12 protein-coding genes are annotated in these 19,759 nt (G+C 41.5%); all 12 read right to left on the bottom strand.

Features of this window, described 5'->3' with window-relative positions; all coding sequences use genetic code 11:
- Positions 1-37: 37 nt before the first annotated feature.
- The gene (locus WDA22_09090) at positions 38-3,190 is read right to left on the bottom strand and encodes a discoidin domain-containing protein (protein MFA5833619.1); all 3,153 of its coding nucleotides are present in this window, start codon (positions 3,188-3,190) and stop codon (positions 38-40) included.
- A gap of 49 nt (positions 3,191-3,239) precedes the next feature.
- Positions 3,240-3,731 (bottom strand): hypothetical protein, encoded by a 492-nt coding sequence (locus tag WDA22_09095; GenBank protein ID MFA5833620.1) that lies wholly within the window; start codon positions 3,729-3,731, stop codon positions 3,240-3,242.
- Positions 3,732-3,758: 27 nt separating this feature from the next.
- Positions 3,759-4,580, bottom strand: coding sequence for a carbohydrate ABC transporter permease (locus WDA22_09100; GenBank protein ID MFA5833621.1), 822 nt, complete (start codon positions 4,578-4,580; stop codon positions 3,759-3,761).
- A complete protein-coding gene (locus tag WDA22_09105) occupies positions 4,577-5,485 on the bottom strand; it encodes a sugar ABC transporter permease (GenBank protein ID MFA5833622.1) in 909 nt (302 codons plus the stop codon). Before WDA22_09105 ends, WDA22_09100 begins: the two co-directional genes overlap by 4 nt.
- Positions 5,482-6,765, bottom strand: coding sequence for a sugar ABC transporter substrate-binding protein (locus WDA22_09110; protein MFA5833623.1), 1,284 nt, complete (start codon positions 6,763-6,765; stop codon positions 5,482-5,484). Before WDA22_09110 ends, WDA22_09105 begins: the two co-directional genes overlap by 4 nt.
- Before the next feature lie 92 nt (positions 6,766-6,857).
- Positions 6,858-9,101: a beta-glucosidase BglX gene (bglX, locus tag WDA22_09115; protein MFA5833624.1), complete on the bottom strand. Its 2,244-nt coding sequence runs from the start codon at positions 9,099-9,101 to the stop codon at positions 6,858-6,860.
- Between the two features lie 11 nt (positions 9,102-9,112).
- Positions 9,113-9,838, bottom strand: coding sequence for a prolyl oligopeptidase family serine peptidase (locus WDA22_09120; protein ID MFA5833625.1), 726 nt, complete (start codon positions 9,836-9,838; stop codon positions 9,113-9,115).
- Between the two features lie 4 nt (positions 9,839-9,842).
- Positions 9,843-12,497, bottom strand: a complete 2,655-nt coding sequence (locus tag WDA22_09125; GenBank protein ID MFA5833626.1) for a glycoside hydrolase family 2 TIM barrel-domain containing protein — start codon at positions 12,495-12,497, stop codon at positions 9,843-9,845.
- 6 nt (positions 12,498-12,503) lie between these two features.
- Entirely contained in the window at positions 12,504-13,892 is a 1,389-nt protein-coding gene (locus WDA22_09130; protein ID MFA5833627.1) for a glucoamylase family protein, read from the bottom strand.
- Positions 13,889-16,315 (bottom strand): glucoamylase family protein, encoded by a 2,427-nt coding sequence (locus WDA22_09135; GenBank protein MFA5833628.1) that lies wholly within the window; start codon positions 16,313-16,315, stop codon positions 13,889-13,891. Before WDA22_09135 ends, WDA22_09130 begins: the two co-directional genes overlap by 4 nt.
- A 1-nt stretch (position 16,316) precedes the next feature.
- On the bottom strand, positions 16,317-18,707 hold the full coding sequence (locus tag WDA22_09140; GenBank protein MFA5833629.1) for a glycosyl transferase family 36: 2,391 nt from the start codon (positions 18,705-18,707) through the stop codon (positions 16,317-16,319).
- Between the two features lie 32 nt (positions 18,708-18,739).
- Positions 18,740-19,750 carry a PorV/PorQ family protein gene (locus WDA22_09145; protein MFA5833630.1) on the bottom strand — a complete coding sequence of 337 codons (1,011 nt, stop codon included), beginning with the start codon at positions 19,748-19,750 and terminating at the stop codon, positions 18,740-18,742.
- Between the last annotated feature and the right edge of the window lie 9 nt (positions 19,751-19,759).

The raw sequence follows: 19,759 nt of genomic DNA on the forward strand, positions 1-19,759 counted from the left end.
TGCGGTTTGAACTATCTTTCAATTATCCAAAACAGATTCAATAGTGCAAATCTATTGAGGCGGGAAGGTGTGTGACTACGATGTAACCATTTACCGGAAGCGTTTCGATTCCATCAACAAATGCTTTTTTAAGTTGTGTTGACAATAGTTTTTCAGGAATCATAATCGGTGTTTTTTTCCCGTCAATAGTTCCGGAGAGATTTAATTGAACGATACCTAACGGTAGTGATGAAATTGAATATGAAAGATTTCCATAATGCGTTGGAAGATTTTGAACGGACAATCCTTCCTTAATCCAAGAATCCTTTAACCCCGCACCCACAACGATCGAATGATCGTCATCAATTTCATACACAAACATTGCTCGTATGGCATTGATATAATCCGAACCGACCCATGTGTGTGGCATATCGCCGATGAAGCGCATGGTGCGGTAACCATTGGCAACAACTTCAGCCCAATGGTTCCATCCCAGTGGACGCTGATCCTTCATAAAATATTCCAACAGAAAATGTGCCCGTTCTTTTTGTCCAAGATAGATGAATGTTCCGACGTTTCGAATTTCATATGGTGTGTATGCATCCCAAGCAACCTCGTTCTTCTCCCGTTGAACAAACCACTCAAAATATTTATCAAACGTTGCATTGTACGCAGGTTGGGGAACATATTTCATTTCTCCGTTAGGAAATAGTGCAATGGAAGTCGACGTTGCATCGAAATCCCCTTTTTCCACACATCCGGGGATGTAGGAAATATTCTTATTTTTCATTGCCAGTGTGATGGATGCGTAAAGATCGGCTCGAAATGCTTTTGCAAGACTGTCATATGTGTGTGCAATTGTTTTCTTTCCTAATATTGATGCAGCAGCAGACGCATCTTTTAATCCTTTTAACACGAAAAAATCATCCCAATACGAATGCATTGCTTTATCGGAATATCCTTCGTGACTGATCGATTCTGTCACCAATCCATATAACGCTCTTTTTTCATCATTCCCATTCCTATATTCTTGCGTCATTCGCTGCGCACGAAGCGATTGGATATACTCCACAGCAGCAACAATATTCTTCCATCGATCGCGCAGAAATGTTGTGTCATTGGTAAAGCGAAAATATTCCATGCAGGCAAAAATCAGTTGTCCATGACTGTCATGCTCCGGAACAGGATCCGGACCGCGAGTATCAACAACGCATGGAACAGCTCCGCTTTCGTATTGATAGCTGGCGTACCATTGCAGATAATTTTTTGGTTCTTCGGTGATACCTAATTTCAATAATGCATCGGAGGTCATCGAACCGTCTCGAATCCATGATCGCTCGTACGATCGTGATCCGGGCTGGAATCCAAATTTATCTTTATTGATAAGAATATATGCCAGATTAGAGCGGATGAGATCAACATAATGTTGAGCTTCCGGGTTTACAGAAAATTTCACTGTGTTAAGTAATTTCTTCCAATATGCAGTAACTCTCGTAAAGGCACTTTGGAATTCTTCTATTGTCGGCTGTGTATTCTCCCATCTATTTCCGGCAGGTGTAAATGGGACAGCAGCAATAACAACAAGCGAATCACCAGATTTTAGATTGAAGGAATATTGAAAAGCACCGGATATCATACCATTTTTTTGTACCGAAGTATGAGCGGACGGAATTGAGTGATGTGCAACGAAATCTGTAATGTCTCCCTGTTCAATCGCTGATACTCCCGAAGCAGTGGGAGTTCCCGAAACGTAAACCATTTTTTCATCTATCGATGCATGATTTTCAGAAACATTCATCTTCATAATTTTTGCAAATCCGCCATCATAATTTAACCATTGCGATGTCGGATTCACTTGAAATGGCCGCATCGCTATATAGAATGATCCTTTTTGTTCTTTCGGTGATGTATTTTTTAGTACGTACTGTGTCAATATCGACGAATGTTCCGGTTCACCATCCGCAAGAGTAGTGATGCGCAACGAAATATCTTCATACGTCCGTACCACTGTCGGAACTGGCAGATAATTCATTTCCAAGTATTGGGTATTCGATCCGTTTGCCCAGTGCAGTATCTTGTTTCCATCATTAAGAATGACAAACGGTTCAATGGAAAGCTTTTGCCGATCAATTTCAATCGCACCATCTTCACTCAAGAGTGCCTCCCGTGTGTCGGAAGGAACACCGACGACGGTCCAATACGACTGTTGCTTAAGGAAATATCGAGGAAACAATCCCGCTGGAGATGATGATGCAACACGTTCGAAATAGTGATTCGGAGTTGAGATAGATTCGCTGGAGATTATTTCACATTCCTCCAATGTAAAAGGAAGTCGAGCGGAGTTTTCTTTCAAATTCAATTTTACAAACGTTGCTTCGGATTCAGGAAGGTAATGCAGTACGGTTCCGGTTTTTCCATTAATGATAGAATACAGCATATCGTATTTTTTCCCATCAAACGACGTAAGAATATCATACGTGAGTGATTTCATTGATGTATCCCACACAAGATTGATGGCGCCAAACTCTTTTTCATAATTCAAGTTGAGCTCAATCCACTCATTCTTGTTCGATTTACTTATCCACATACCCTTTTTCATTGGAAGAATATTTGACGGGCTCCCAGTGTTTTTTTGGTATGAAGAGGCGGAGACAGAAATTTGAGGAACTATTTTCGGGAGAGAAGGCAACTCGGTTAACGTAACATTATCAATCCACACACTCCCTTTTCCACCAGTGCCGGCAGTAACAACAATTTCTAATCGTGCTAATTTCGAAGGAAAAGGTGCAAACCCTGTTCCCCATGCATAACTGAGATGCCGTTTTTTGACGACAATCCGTTTCCAATCCGATGGATAAGAATAGTTTTTATTATTGACCCACCAGATATTCTCCCCAGTGCTGTCACTGCTCACCTTGATTTCAAAATTGTTGACTGGAACGGTCGCTTTCATTAAAAATGAGATCTCATAATTTTCCGGAAGCGATTCATTGAACGTTCTTACAATACCGGCGAATCCTGAGCCCTTTGGGAAATTGACATCAAACTTTACCGCATCGTCAACAATTCCGTGATGTACTTCCACACCTATTGATTGAAACGGAAGCCATTGGGCAGCATCATCGCATTTATCAAGAACTTCAGAATATCGGGAAGTTTGAGGAAAGAGCATCGAAACAGTGACAAGCATTGAAATTATGAAACACTTCATACCATCTCCGGAGTAAACGCTAAGGTCATTTCAATATTGCGATATTCATTTACTTTATGATCTGTTCTAAATATTCCAAGTATATTTTCCCCCTACTCTCCGCAAAGTGGTCAAGAAGCAGCATAAAACCTGATTGCACCATGAGCCCAAGGCCAACACCTGACCAGACTGATGCTTCTTTCATGGCAAAGATCAGCAGTATGCCAATGAAAATTAAAGCTATTTCTATCCAACGATAGAGAACGAAGTTTTTCATCACTCTATTCATTCTTGGAATTTCTTCAGCCTGAAGTTCATTCGTGTTATTCTGCAATACATTTTTCACTCTCACAATATCTTTAGGACTGCGAACATATACAGATATTCCAACAGTAACTTGGATCAATGCGATTGTAGTAAAAGCATATCCAATTCCAATATAGAAAGGCTGCCGTAATTTTAAGAAATAATACAAGGATATCGAACATGCGATAAAGCCTACAAGGATAAATAATAGACTTTCGTTTTTTTCCGCATTGAAATATATTTCTACTTCATTCATTTTTTGTTTTCCCTTCCTTGTGTAACACTATTCCTTCACACCACCTACCATAATACCACGGACGTAGTGTCGTTGAAAGACAAGGAACAAAATTAGTACGGGGATAATTGTTATCACAGAACCCGCCATCATCAATTCAAGATCAAGCAGATGTTCTCCCCGTAAATTTGCAATGGCAACGGGAAGCGTGTAATTGACATTGTCGGACATAATAATTAACGGCCACATAAAATCATTCCACGTTCCCATGAACGTAAACAACGCCAGTGTAAATAATATCGGTTTGCATAAGGGAAGTATTACCGAACGATAAACCTTAAAATCACTTGCCCCATCCATTCGCGCCGCTTCAATAAGACTATCCGGAATTGACATAGCAAATTGACGAATCAAAAAGATCCCAAAAATACTGGCAAGACCAGGAATAATTGCGCCAATGTACGTATTGACAAATCCCATGTTCTTCAACATTAAAAATAACGGGAGCATTGTTACTTGTGCGGGAACAATCATTCCACCGAGAAGGAATCGAAATAAATTATCGCGTCCCGGAAAACGATATTTTGCAAATGCAAATCCAGCCATTGAGTTGAACAATAATGAGATCAACGTTACTGCGGACGCAATGATAAAACTATTGAGAAAATATTTCCCCATGTTCATTCGTTCGGTCAGTGCAAGGTAATGTTCAAAGGTCAGATGAGATGGGATAAAATGCATAGGGACTGCACTTGCCTCACCCGGAGTCATAAACGATGCAGAAACCATCCACAATACGGGAACAAGAGAAATGAATGCAAGAATCATTAAACCCACATTGAGCATAACGGATGACATTCGATGATTCATGATTGCATTCTCCGTTGGATAAGCATTTGAATGATCGAGAATACAAGGATCACCGCAAACAATACAAATGCAATTGCAGCGGCGTATCCCATATTCCACCAACGAAATCCTTGATCATACATCATAAGCACAATACTTGTTGTTGCATTCATCGGACCGCCTTCGGTCATTACATACGGCTCGGCAAATAATTGAAAGTAGCCGATGATCGTTATCATTACAACAAAAACTGATGTTGGCGCCAACATTGGAACCGTAATATCCATAAATTGTCTCCATCCACCCGCACCATCCATATGCGATGCTTCATATAATTCTTCGGGAATATTTTGCAGCCCGGCGATAAAGATGAGCATATTGTAGCCAAATCCCTTCCACACAGCCATTAAAATAATCGCAGGCATCGCAAGATCGGGATTGCCGAGCCAGTCAATCGGAGCGATGCCAAATAAATTTCCAAGCGCATAATTCAATAATCCGTGTGCCGGATGAAAGAGATACCGCCATACAATTGCAACTGCAACGAGACTTGTTACGACGGGAAGGAAATAGACCGTTCGGTAAAATGGTTTAAACTTTGCTAATTTTGAATTGACCATCAACGCCGCTCCGAGCGAAACAAACACGGAGAGCGGTGCACCAACAATGACAAAATAAAAAGTATTCTTCATCGCAACCCAAAACAACGGTGTTTCAAAAATTCGAATATAATTTTTAAATCCCATAAAGCGGACATTGCTCAAATTGCCAAGGGCATAAATATCAAAATCAGTGAAACTCATAATAAGCGCACTGAGCACAGGGACAACAAAGAAAATTGCGATCGCTGCCATTGCTGGAGAAAGAAATAGCCAAGCCGCTGCTGTGCGATTTTCGTGCTGTTGCTTGTTGGGGATTTTACTCATTGTTTTAATTGTTTTTCAACCAGCCAACGGCGTTTTTCCAGCATTTGGTCAACTTCCGCATCAAATTTTCTCAATGCCTCATCAACCGACATTGTTTGTGTGGCAATATATTCAACATAAATTTGCAGCCGAATCACGATCTGTTCCCATTCGGCAACTTGCGGCAACGGTTCGACACGTTCTAATTGTTTATGGAATGCTTGAATGTATTTGTTATTTACTAATGAAGAATCTTCCCACGCAGATTTTATGGGAGGAAGGTTTCCGGTGATTTTATAGAGAGCTATGGACTGTTCACGCGAACCTAGAAATTCAATAAATTTCCAAGCAGCATCTTTCTGTTTACATGTTCGAGACATGACCAAACTTGTTCCGAGCGGAAGAGAGTTTCCCGGATATGTCGAATCCATAGAAGGAAGCGGTGCGGTCATCCATTCGTTTTGCAATTCCGGAGCTACTCTTCGAGAGAATTCACCAATGTTCCATGGTCCCGTAATGTACATTGCAATCAACCCTTCAGAAAATGAATTGTATAAATTGGTAATCAATTGCATTCCTGATGGAGAATATTTTTTATCGTAAAATGTACCGAGAAGTTCATACGCTCGTCTAAATTCGGGACCGCTGAAATTTCCTCGCGTCATATTGTCTTTCAAAAAGTGTCCGCCATGCTGCATTCCCAAAGCGATCACAGGAACCCATTCATTGGTCGGCAGGAAAAACGGATATCGCGTAACACCTTTTTCCTTTGCCTGCTTTTGAATAATCTCACATACTTTCAGCACATCATTCCAAGTTTTCGGTGGTTCCTTAAATCCCGCCTGGCGAAGTAAATCTTTTCTATAATAAATGACCCTCGTATCAACATACCATGGAATTCCATACAACACTGAATCAATAATATTTGTTTTTAATACTCCTTCAAAGTAATCGGAAAGATGAACAGTCGATGATGTGTTTACAAATGGCTCTAACGGCTCTAACGAATTGAGAACAGTAAACTCCGGTATCCATGTATTTCCCATCTGAAACACATCCGGCAATGAACCGCCAGCAAATGCCGTTAGCATTTTTTCATGAGCTGCAGTCCAGGGAATTTGCTGCGCAACAACACGAATGTTTGGATTGTTCCGTTCAAATTCAGGAATTAATTGAGTAACTATTTCCCCTTCATTTCCCATTGCCCAAAATTTGATCGTTGTAATTTGATCAGAATGTCGAGTACAACTTATTCCAGCTATGAGGACGAAGGAAAACAGTATGGATTGAATGATTCTCATGATCGATTATCGTTTAATGAAACACGGATTAAAACGATTATCAAATAATTATTTTATCTGCGATAATCCGTAATTTCCGTGTCATCAGTGTTCTATTCTACTACTTCAAAACTCACTTCCTTGCAATCAACGGAATTACCGCCGACATATACGGTAAATGTTCCCGGTTCCACCACTTTTTTCATTGCCATATTATAGAATGACATGTCATCGGTTGAGATTGTAAATTGGACCGTTTTTTTCTCTCCGGGATTCAACGCAACTTTTTGGAATCCTTTTAATTCTTTCACCGGTCGTGTTACCGATGCAACATCATCCCGCATATATAGTTGAACTACTTCGCTTCCATTTATCGTTCCGGTATTCTCTACATCGACAGTTACCATTATTTTTTGGTCTTTTTTAATCTTTGACGATGAAAGAGTAATATTACTATAGGAAAAAGTTGTATAGGAAAGTCCAAAACCAAATGGAAAGAGCGGTTCATTTGGGGAATCAATATACCGTGAGGTATATTTTTCAGATCCCATCATTGGCCGACCAGTACTCTTGTGATTATAATAAAGGGGAATTTGACCGACACTTCGCGGGAATGTTACAGGTAATTTACCGCTCGGATTGACATCTCCAAAAAGAACATCAGCCAGAGCATTTCCTGTTTCTACGCCAAGATGCCATGCTTCAATAATTGTGGAAACATTTTCTGCTTCCCATTCAAGCGTCAACGGTCTCCCATTCATCACAACAAGAACAACCGGTTTTCCGGTTTTTACTAAAGCTTTGAGAAGTTCTTGTTGTCTTCCCGGTAGATCCAGATTCGTTTTGCTTGCAGCTTCACCGCTCATCTGCTGAGATTCTCCGAGCACTGCGACGACAACATCAGCCTGTTTTGCAATCTTCACCGCTTGTTCAATCCGAAAACCTGAATCCGATTCAATTTCACAACCTTTGTGATAGAGTAATTTTGTTGATGAAGGTATTTTGGATTTTATCCCTTCCATCACCGAAACAATATCATCAGAATTTTTCGCCCAAGCCCATGCCCCTGTTAAATCGCTTTTGTGATCATTTCCGGCAAACGGTCCAATAAGAGCAATTGTTTTCGTTTGTTTCGAAAGTGGAAGGATATTTTTTTGGTTTTTCAGCAGAACAATAGATTCTCCCGCAATTTTTCTTGCAACAGTTCGATGTTCTTTTGATAACATCACATTTGGTCCTTTGGAAGGATCACTGTTGCGATATGGACGATCGAATAACCCATAAGCATATTTTGCGCGCAACACTCTTCGCACCGATTCATTTACGATCACTTCGGAAATCTTTTTATTTCGAACAGCATCAACTAGTTCTGTCATGTATATCCTGCTCATCATATCAACATCCACACCGGCATTTAATCCGATAATTCCCGCTTCGGTCCGGTCTTTTGCAATGCGATGATTGATCAATTCGTTAACAGAGGTATAATCGCTGATGACGAAACCATTAAATCCCCACTCTTTTCGTAAAATATCTGTCATCAACCATCGACTGCCGGAACTAGGTTCGCCACCAATTTCATTAAAGGCACTCATCAGTGTCCAGGCACCGGCATCAACAGCTGCTTTGTATGGCGGCAAATATATTTCCCGTAATGTTCGTTCAGAAATGTCTACCGTGTTATAATCTCGTCCAGACTCAGCTCCACCGTAGGCAGCAAAATGCTTTGCGCAGGCCAGAATATTTCCATCACCCAAAATATTTTTTCCTTGAAATCCCCTCACTCGCGCTGCTGCCATTGCAGAACCGAGATACGGATCTTCGCCGGAGCCTTCAGCAATTCTTCCCCATCGCGGATCCCGGGCAATATCCACCATCGGTGCATACGTCCAGTGAATTCCCGTGGCCGATGCTTCTACTGCAGCAATATGTGCAGATTGTTCTACCAATGATGGATTCCAGGAACTTGCTTCGGCAAGTGGAATGGGAGTGATTGTTGCAACACCGTGAATGACATCATAACCGAATAAGACAGGAATATGCATCCGTGTTTGTTCAACCGCAATTTTCTGTATCCTTCCCGTTTCCTCGGCACCCATCACACCAAGAAATGAACCGATCTTCCCTTGTCGCAGTAACAATGTTTGTTCTTCGTTTAATCGTTCCGTTTTATCATCGTACCATGTCCCGCCGATCTGGTTCAATTGACCAAGTTTCTCTTCCAGCGTCATCAGTGAAATGATCGAATCGATTTTTGCTTCTGCCTGTACCGCCAGCAACGGTGCAGAAGATTGAGCAGAAATAATTCCGAGACCAATCAGAAGAAAAAAAAGTATCTTGCCAAAAACGTTCTTCATACTATCCTATGTTATTTTGTATGTAATAAAAACCAATCGTATAGTTCCGGATTTGCATATGTCGCATCCCAGGCATTATGGTTGGCATCGGGATATACTGTGTATTTTACTTTTGTACTGCCAAATTTGTGTAAAAATTGAACCATCGTTTCGCTTTCTGTCGGTGGTACAACGTTATCTCTAGCCCCGTGAAAAACCCATATCGGTTTATCTTTAAGTTTTTCTACATCCTCTAAGTGTCCCCAGCCGCAAACAGGTGCAATCGCCGCAAATCGTTCAGGATATGCTATGGCGAATTTCCATGTGCCCAATCCTCCCATACTCAGTCCTGTCAAATAAATTCGATTTGTATCAATGGGAAGTTTGATGAGAACTTCATCGAGCATAGCATTTAATGCTTCTGCATTCCACCGCTGACCATCTGGACATTGCGGCGAGACAACGATGAATGGAAAATCATCTTTTGTTTCAACAATTTTTGGCAAACTGTGTACTTTTAATGTATTAGGATCACTTCCCCGCTCACCCGAACCATGAAGAAAAATAATGAGAGGCCAACGTTTTTGACTTTGTAAGAACGATTGTGGAGTATAAACGAGAATATCATATCCAACAGTTTTGACAATCTCCTTCTCAAAACGCTGAGCGTGTTGTCCCTGTGTCATACCCCATTCCTTCGATGCAGTACAGCCAATCATAGTCATTATCATTACAACAAGTGAGAATGTATTTTTCATTGTATCACGTTTGAGATGCATAATCCAACAAATTCAAGAAAAGTTGTTGCGCAATCGGATCAACTCTGCGGGCAAAAAGCGAATTCTGTTCCGTAGAACGTTTCAGCCTTCCGCGCAACTGCAACCGGAAGAGGATAATTTTTCCCATGCCGTATTCTACCTCGCAGGCAGCATTCACTTGTAGATTTATCCCGCAACTAGCCAGTCTTTTTGAAGGAATGGAAAAATCAACATCATATTGTGATACAATCTCTCCGCCGTACGCTCCATTAAACATTTTCAGATATTCTTTATCGACTTTGTTCCATAACGGATGCGAATGATCTTCTGCAAAAACGTATGAATCATATCCTCCTTTGTCAAGGTCAGCTCGGTGAGAAATATTCAATTCAACCCCCTCAACAACTGTATGTGTTATAGTACCCACAACCCGGAATTCGGGCTCGATCAATATCAGTGTCCCTCCATTTTTCACAAATGAGGTAATCTCTTCTTTTCTTTGTTGATATACCCAATTCCCCAGAACATTCCCATTCACTATTACAGTGGTCGGTTTTTGAAAATCAGCAGTATTAAATTGCAAAGAAGGAACGCCAATTTCTGTTAGATACATCTTCATCTCTTCCGATGGATCGAACATGACAATTTGCTTCTCCAATTTCGGAACTACCCGTTTATGAAAAGCGTACGTCATTTTACTGCTCTTTGCAACGGTAACGTTCTCTTCTTTCAACTCAGCACAAATGCTCCATCGATCCAAAGCGTTCGGCAGCATAAATTTTTCTATTAAGACAATGTCACTCACCGCTGGGACTTCAACCAGAATTTCCTTTTTCGTCAGCCATTGACGATCCGATGTTCTTATTCCAAATACAACCGTTCCTTTTCGTGTACCGTTGGAATCGTTAAAAACAAAAATCTTCACTGTTCGGGTTTCATTGACAAAAAAGTGTCTGTCCCACAATTCAATGCTGACACCAAAAGGAGCAAATGCATTTTTGATGACGCTTAACAATGGTTTCGGTTGCAGATCCTTAATATCACCCAAGAACCAATGTGCTGTGGGGCCATCATTATTGCTGATATACACAAATGGCTGAATCGCTTTGATACGCATTCGACGGAAGAGTTCGATCAATTCCTGAGCAAGAAATGATTGATGGGAAATAATATCTTCTTTGGTATATACTCTTCCCATCCATCGTTCAACAATTGTTTTCGTCAAGACCGTCGGTTCCCATTGGTCGTTGAACCACCACCACAAAAATTCATTCACCATTGAAGGAACCGGGAGATTTTCGATTTCGTCAAGCGAACGTGCAAAACCAAACGATCGATTATTCAACACCATTCCTAGCGAATAGATGTACGGATGTTCTTCGCGAAAATCGACTGATTCCCACGGACGAGTGGGATCGAGTTTTTTCATTTCGGGAACGATTTCGTTTTGCACGGTATCGTCGGTCGATTCATTCAATGGATCCCAAATAACAATACTGGGATGATTCCAATTATCATGCAACCATTCGGTAAATTCTTTTCGGATTTGTACATCCGAACCAGTAGCACCCCAGAACTGCCATTCATTTTGGATCAACATACCATATTCGTCAGCAATATCGTACCAGCGATTATACATTTGGCCAAGATGATTGCGAAAAAAATTAAAATGATGTTCCTTCGGAATATCGATAAGCGCCTTCTTGATCCACGTTTCATCCCATGGCAAAAGCTTTCGCTGCTGATCGGAAAGAAAACGGTGAAATGCGATATTACTACCGCGAAGAAGAATCCGTTGACCATTCAAATAAAAATCAGATCCTGAGACTGTGAATTCCCGCATCCCAAATGTCGTCCGCATAGAATCAAATTCTCGCATCCCTTCCTGCACAGTCAATTCCACTTCATAGAGAAACGGATTATCGGGAGACCACAACGATACTTTATCAATGGGAATTTGAAATACGAACTCTTCTATGCCATGATCTTCAATCAACACCGTAGAGTCTTCAATTGGTGACATTGCCTTATGGGAATTTTTTTCAAAAATTCGTCCAAAGATATGTATCGATTCCTTTTTATGTTCTAGATTTTGGATCCATGCTCGGACTTCGGCGACGCCAGTGTAAATATGTGGTATCACCTGCACTAATTTCACTCGAACACCTCCCACACACACAAGCGAAACATCGCCCCAAATTCCCGGAGTATAGACTTCTTTTTCCTGATCTCGTCCTACGGCACTTTCAGGAGGTAACGTTGATTTTGAGCCGACGCGGATGATTAATTCATTTGGTTGGTCAATCTCAAGAAACTCATTCAACGCATATTCCTGCGAAGTGTAACAACTGATTGAGCCGCCACGATGATGTCCGTTTAACCATACTTCGGTTCCAAACATGCTCTGTTCTATGTTCAAAAAAACAAAATGTGTCGGAAGGATGTTTTCGATGGTGAATGACGTTCGGTACCAATGATAATCGAACGACTCCCATGCATATGCGGGAAGAGCCATGTCGACAACAGCGGGAACATTTACCGTAGCAGTAAATTGTTGAGGAATCGTAGATTTTTCACCGCCGGAAATGTCCCAAATTCCATTGAGTGAAAATGTGTTACGAGGTTTGTTCGGATCAAGAATATAATGAGTACTTGCCACAAGCAATTATTTTTTCTTAGAGTAATTTTCCAACCAGCCGCCGGTAAATCCGGCTCGCTGTAAACCTTTTACGACGTATGGATTTTTTTTCATCACATTCCATACAAGTTCACTGCGCAAATTTTCAATCATGATGACAATCGGCCCCTGATCAATCCCAATATAATCGTGATCGATCCAACCATTAGGAGTGCTGTCCGTAACATACGTTAGATTGAACGCGTCGAGAAATCCATATTTCGTCCAGAGTTCTGGAACACTGTTGCGCATTGCTTTGAGTGCGGGAAGAGAAATTTCCGGAGCAAATGCTATTGAACCTCCGGCAGCTGTCGGCGCAATGGTACCGTCATCATTCACCCAATCTGCTGAAACTCCCCTCGCTCTATAGGTAAAGAATTGTCGACGTATTCCTTCAATCGTTCGGGTTTCATCCGCAGGTCCATCACATGCGGTAAGTCCCCAAATATTTTCAGAATAGCCGTTCAATTTTTTAGGGTTTTCCTTTGCGTATGCTTGATGAGTTAACGTAGCACGACGAGAGTTCTCAAAATAATCGATTCCTTTTTCTCTCATATATGAATCTTTGATTCCGCGAAAATCGATCCACGAATGAGAGAATTGATGTCCGAACAATGGACCAAAACTGATAAACTCTAAACCATAGTACTTCATCCATAACGAAGTCCGCGTAAATCCATTCCATGCTTCGCTTGGTATTGGCGATGTGGGAGAACCAAGAGCAAGAATATACAGAATCATTGATTCGTCATATCCTTTCCAATCCGAAGGATGAATTCCTTTTTCAGGATACCAACCCATGCTCATTAATGGTGGGCGAGCATATAACCATTGCCAATCAATTCGGTGATACATCGAATCCGCATAAGCACGGATTGCTTGCTCCGTTTCTTTTTCGTTGTTAAAGTAGGATTGACAGAATAATATTCCGGCGAGTAACCATGCCGTATCGACCGTTGAAAGTTCTATATCCTTATTGAACCGGGTACCTTTTTTGAGGTCAAGAAAATGGTAATAGAATCCCCGATACCCCGCAGTTCCCATCATCGCATCGCCTTGCGGAAGATAATATAAATATCGGATCGTCGTAAGCACTCTGTCCGCAGCCGCTTCGCGTGATATGTATTTTCGTTCTGCACCAATTCCATACGATGTAAGAGCAAAACCAATTGCCGCCGTACTGGAAAATGTAAGTGAAGGATAACGGTCGGGAGTTAATCCTGTTTTGGGATCAACACATTCCCAAAAATAGTTGAATGTGCGATGTTGGAGTGTATCGAGAAAACCATCCTCAAAATATTTTTTATTTGCACTGTTCTGTGAAAATGCAAAATGAGATAACGAGAAAACAAATACTACACAGAATAATTTTTTCATTTTGAAAGGATCATTTTTTGGGTTTGACTGAAATAACCGGCGGTGAGTTTATAGAAATATATTCCGCTTGATAACTGTCCGGCATCGAATGAAACGGAATACATTCCTGCTGGTTTCTGTTCGTTAACTAATGTGGCGATCTCTCTTCCTAAAACATCATACACCTTTAAACTCACATTGCCGATGGCTGATAACTGATAACTAATCGTTGTCGTTGGATTGAATGGGTTCGGATAATTCTGTGTTAATGAATATTGTTCCGGTATGTTGTTTTCTACCAACGCAACGTCCGTTACAGTTGTAAATCCAGCTTTTTGCAAGCCATCCGAAATAATTTTTTCTTTCATGAACGTGGTCCACACTTTTCCCGTGCGATAGTTTTCTGTCATAATAATGATCGGTCCTTGATCGATCCCCAACACATCTTTCCCCCACCAATTTACTGTTTCATTGAAAGCATCGGTAAATCCATAACCGGTCCAAATCTTTGCACGATGCGTATCATACATATTACGCAACGCCGGAATACAAACTTCAGGAGCAAATGGCATTGAACCGCCGGGAGCGGTAGGATTCAACGTTCCATCATCATTCATATTTGTTCCGCGTGCATTGTAACCGGTGGGGACATCGCTTGCAGTAATTCCCCACATATTAGCTCCGTACCCAACAGCACCTTTTGGATTTTCTATACAATATAATCTCTGATCGAGTGTTGCCCGTCGGGAATTCTCAAAGTAGGTAATCCCTTTTCCCTTCATGTAAGTGTCGGCAATATTTTTATAGTCCACCCAGCAATGTGAGTATTGATGCCCAAACAATGGGGGAAAATTAACAAAATAATCATTAATTCGTGTGCTAAAGAACCATTGATATCCCTTTGTCCATTCATTCCACGAAACAGCAGATAGCGGATTAACCTGTGCGCCGATTCCAATGATATAGAGGATCATTGCTTCATTGTATCCTATCCATCTAGCTCCGAGAAAATTGGATTCGGGATGCCATCCCATTGTCAGCGATAATCCGGAATTTCTCATCCATCCCCAATCGACGCGTGCCACAATGGAATCTGTCAATGCTCGAATTTGAGTTTCCAACGAATCGGTTCCATTAAAATATTGTTTTGAGTATAACATTCCTGCCAGAAGAAGACCTGTGTCAATTGAAGAAAGTTCACACGTCCATGTTCGCGTTGCAGAATTCATATCAAGAAAATGATAAAACCATCCTTTATAACCTATCATACCAATTGGTGTAGTACCTTGCGGGCCATTCCAAAATGTTTTGATGGTTGTTAAAGTCCTGTCGCGTCCTTCCGCACGGGTGATGTATCCATGATCTACGCCAATACCAATAGCGGTTAATCCGAACCCGACTGCCGCAATGCTTGCCGGTGAATCTTTTGAGCTTCTGTCTTTTATCAATCCGTTGGAAGGGTTCGCTTCATACCAGAAATAATCAAACGATGTTTGCTGAACATATTCTAAAAAATCATCGGTGGTTCCAAATGATTTCGGCAGAACAATCACTGTATCCGAATTTGGACTTTCAATTTGAGATGCATTCATCGCTTTGACGAAATAATAATACGATTGTCCGTTAACAACCGTAACATCAAAATAACTTTGTGTAGGTAATGCTGCGGAATTCATTTTACTGTAAGGACCGGCCGCAGAAGTTGATCGATAGACATTATACCCAATAACATTTTGTTCGGAATTTTTATTCCAGTGCAACGTCATCGTCTTATCGCCGATGCGTGCTATAATTTTTTTGGGAGGGCTGGGAAGTGTTGTATCCGTTACGGCCGATGCGGCGGCAACAATTTTTACATTGTCGAACCACATCGTATGAGAAACGTTGTCCGTTCCATTTTGATTGAAATTGATATCCTTAAATTGAGCGGGATCAAACTGATTAAACGGCTGAAATGAAGCTAATGGAATGCTGACACGCTGCCATGTCATTAGATCACCATCAATTCCCGAAGATAAACGATCTCCAAGTGCATACAATGTTGAAAGTTTACCTGTCGTACTTTCCAATCCGAGTTGTGGAAGATCCCCTGCGGCGATTGAACTCTGAGCATTCACAAACAGAATCAAACTATCGTAACCGCTTGCATCACGGGCAGCCCAATTAGGACTGGAAATAAAAATTTTCCAACTTCCTCCCGCAGAAGATTTCCATTGAATCAATCCGCTGTGATTCCCTGAATAGTGCTGTGTAGTTTCGATCTTCAGTTTATCACTGCTTCCGCCGGCAAGAGTAAGTGTACTGGGTGAGGTAACGTTTCCCCAGGACGCATCGTAAAATCCATCGCCAACCGCATCATCCTCATCAAAGATGAGGAGATCCGGTTTCGATTGCGCAGAAAGAATAGAAGAGATCAATAACAGAACGATAAAAAAAAATTTCATTTTATTTGCCAAGAGTAACTACAATAATGTGTTCGCTCGTATTGTCGAGAAGCGGAAGTACACATTTTCCACATTCAACTGGAAATTCATTCCCATCGACCAGCACTTTTTTGGCTGAACCGGAAACGCGTTGTGGATTTTTTACAGTGATGTGATATGTGGTCCCGCGAAAAATTCTTTTCACAGAAAATTCTTTCCATGATTTCGGAATGCATGGATCGACAAGCAAACCGTCGCGTGTGGCACGAATTCCAAGAATCCATTCTGTCCCTGCTTTAAATAACCATGCAGCTGAACCGGTATACCATGTCCAACCGCCGCGGCCGTAAAACCGTGAATCCGGCCCGTCGATATTTCCAGGAGTGACATATGGCTCCGCAACATATTCATCTGGTTTAGCACCACGAATAATAGGATTGATCTTTGAAAATGAGCGGAATGCCGCCTCCGCACGTTTTAATTTTGCGTGTGCAATGATAGACCAGGTAGCGGCATGCGTATAGGTCCCGCCATTTTCTCTCATTCCGGGAGCATATCGTGTTAAATATCCAATATTCGTATCGGGTGTTGCATAACCGGGATACACCAGGACGGTTCCTGCTTTATATTCCAACGAATGTTCGACAACATCCATCACTTGATGAGCCCGTTGTTCATCAGCCACATCACTGATGACGGACCACGTCTGTGTGTTCAGCCATATCTTCCCTTCCGGACTCGACTGACTTCCCAATTTTTCACCATTGTCTTTTGTGGCGCCAAAATAGTATTTCCCATCCCAGCCATTCATATTCAGTGATTCACGTAATTTCTTCGAACGATTTTGATAGAGATCAACTCGATTGAAATCGTTCATTTTTTCTGCCATGGGTATTGTGTCTAGAAGAATTCGATACAGAAATTGTCCAAGCCATATCGATTCACCCTTCCATTGTAACCCGACGGCACTGAGTCCGTCATTCCAATCACCTGCACCAATCAAGGGCAACCCGCGACTGCTCATACGTGTATAAACTTTTTCAATTGCACGAATGCAATGATCATACAACGAGACATCGGTCTCGTCGTCCAAAAACGGTTGTTGTTCATTCAGAATGGAAAAATCATTCGTCTCTTGTATATATGCGGCAACAACGTATGGAAGCCAAAGCAGATCGTCCGTCATTTCTGTCGGTAACCCGACTTCGGAAAGAGGATGCCACCAATGATACACTTGTCCATCTTTGAATTGATGACGTGCGTGAAGCAAAATCTGCTTTTTCGTTTGCGATGGATCAATAGGGAGAAAAATCTGGCTATCCTGTAGCTGATCACGGAAACCAAACGCCCCGCCGGTCTGATAATATCCCGTCCTCCCCCACAATCGCCCCGCAATCGTCTGATACTTCAACCATGTATTCAACATGATATTCATGGATTCATCTGGCGTATTCACTTCCATTGTTCCGAGCAATGAATCCCATTTCTTCTGCATTTCGTCGAATGCTTTGTTAACATTGCTAACCGATGTGTAGTGTTTAATATATTCTTTCGCAGTTGTTTTATTTTCGGTCGCGCCGAGGATGAAGACAACTTCTTTTGATTCATTTGCTTTCAGCCGGATTTTCACCTGCAAACTGCCGATAGCATCCAATGAATTACCCGATTGGCGTTTCAATTTTCCTTCTACCATCGATACCGGAGCGCGCTGATTTTGATACATTCCCATGAAAGATTCTTTGTCGCAATCATATGAACTTGGTTTTATGCTTGAGGCATGGAACGCAACATATTCCCATTCGCGATTCCAATGACCGTTTGGAGATGGGACTTCCCACAGTCTTTTTGTCCCAAAAATTGCTCCTTGCGAAGCATCGTACTCCGTATTCAGAAAACATTTATGAAATTCACGATGCCAATCCGGAGCGGAACCGAGATTCCATTCAAAATAGGTGTACAGCGAAAGAGTTCTTACACTCTTCGAAGTATTTTTTAACGTCACCTTCCATATCTCAACTGGTGCATCATTAGCAATGAACATCAACATCTCGCTTTCGATCCCATTATTCCTTGATGTGATCTTAGAATACCCAACACCATGACGTACTTCGTAAAAATCTGGTTTTGAACAGACAGGTTTCCAACCTGCCGACCAGAATTTTTTGCTCTTATCATCACGGAGATAGAGATATTTTCCCCACTCATCTTTTACTAAATCCTGCTCCCATCGTGTGATTCTATTTAATTGCGCGTTTGTTTTCCAACTGTACCCGCTTCCGGTTTGAGAAACGACTGCTCCATAATCTCCGTTCGTCAACAGGTTTATCCATGGACGAGGTGTCTTATAATTGGTAATAACAAATTCTTTACCCTGTTTGGCAAAGTAGCCGTACTTTGTTTTAAAATTTTTCACAGTAGTTTTTTAAGTAATTCCAATGAACGTTATTAAAATTCCATGCCAACGGTCATCCGTTGTGTATCACCAAGACGTTGATGCTGAATCCATGAATAATCGATATGCAGAATATATTGGGCAATCTCCCATTCAATCCCTCCGCCAAATGTTAAGCCCAATTCAGAATCGGTTTGAAAAAGATGTTGGTATCCCCCACGCAATGCAAACGAATTCAAAAATTTATATTCACCGCCAAAACTGATACTCTCAGAATTATCGCTGGGATGGAATGCATCGATGGAAAAATACAATTCATTATTTTCATTGAGTTTTACAGGATAACCGAACCCAACGCGAAAGACCACGGGCAGTGAAAATTCTTCCGTGATCAGTTCCCCAGGTAAACTGCTGTTGTCTCCATTTCGTGTCGGATCAAGATCATATCGAATTCGGAGATCTCTTCCGTTATATTTTCCGCGCATGCCGAAATTCGAGAGACTGGCACCAAGCTGCAGTCCATCATCACTGATTTGATACAATGTCCCAAAATTAAAAGCAAATACCGACAAACTGGAATGCCAAATTGTTTCTTGCACATACGATAATTGTATTCCGGCGGAGAATCGATCGGTAATCTTTTGTCCAAAACCGATTCCAAAAGAGTAGTCTGCAACGGAATATTGTTCGCCGGTACCAAGCGGTTGTTCCACAGTCCGTACCGGTATCTCTCCCGAATTTAATGACGACATTGAAATCGACATTGAACTGTTCTCCGTTATGCGTAATGCAGCAGTAAAATAATCCAGTGTAATACCTGCAAACCATGTATTGTGAGTAAACTGTGCACCGGAATTTGTCATGTGTCCAAGTGCGGCGGGATTATAATACAATGCCATTGCTTCATCGCTTTGTGCCACGCCGGCATTGCCCATGGCGGATATTTTTCCGCTTGGTTCAATCAGAAGAAATTGTCCAATCGTCGTACCGGTTTTTGTCTGTGCTGAAACAAGATGCAACACAATAAGACCGGTTGAGATAAGATAGAGAAATTGTTTGTTCATATCGGTGAA

Source organism: Bacteroidota bacterium (assembly GCA_041658205.1).
In the GTDB taxonomy this organism is placed as follows: domain Bacteria; phylum Bacteroidota; class Ignavibacteria; order UBA10030; family UBA8401; genus UBA8401.

Excerpts from the sequence above, each read along its gene's own strand:
- WDA22_09100 (MFA5833621.1), bottom strand. The coding sequence starts at position 4,580 with ATGAATCATCGAATGTCATCCGTTATGCTCAATGTGGGTTTAATGATT.
- bglX (MFA5833624.1), bottom strand. The coding sequence starts at position 9,101 with ATGAAGAACGTTTTTGGCAAGATACTTTTTTTTCTTCTGATTGGTCTC.
- WDA22_09120 (MFA5833625.1), bottom strand. The coding sequence starts at position 9,838 with ATGAAAAATACATTCTCACTTGTTGTAATGATAATGACTATGATTGGC.
- WDA22_09105 (MFA5833622.1), bottom strand. The coding sequence starts at position 5,485 with ATGAGTAAAATCCCCAACAAGCAACAGCACGAAAATCGCACAGCAGCG.
- WDA22_09145 (MFA5833630.1), bottom strand. The coding sequence starts at position 19,750 with ATGAACAAACAATTTCTCTATCTTATCTCAACCGGTCTTATTGTGTTG.
- WDA22_09090 (MFA5833619.1), bottom strand. The coding sequence starts at position 3,190 with ATGAAGTGTTTCATAATTTCAATGCTTGTCACTGTTTCGATGCTCTTT.
- WDA22_09135 (MFA5833628.1), bottom strand. The coding sequence starts at position 16,315 with ATGAAATTTTTTTTTATCGTTCTGTTATTGATCTCTTCTATTCTTTCT.
- WDA22_09095 (MFA5833620.1), bottom strand. The coding sequence starts at position 3,731 with ATGAATGAAGTAGAAATATATTTCAATGCGGAAAAAAACGAAAGTCTA.
- WDA22_09110 (MFA5833623.1), bottom strand. The coding sequence starts at position 6,765 with ATGAGAATCATTCAATCCATACTGTTTTCCTTCGTCCTCATAGCTGGA.
- WDA22_09130 (MFA5833627.1), bottom strand. The coding sequence starts at position 13,892 with ATGAAAAAATTATTCTGTGTAGTATTTGTTTTCTCGTTATCTCATTTT.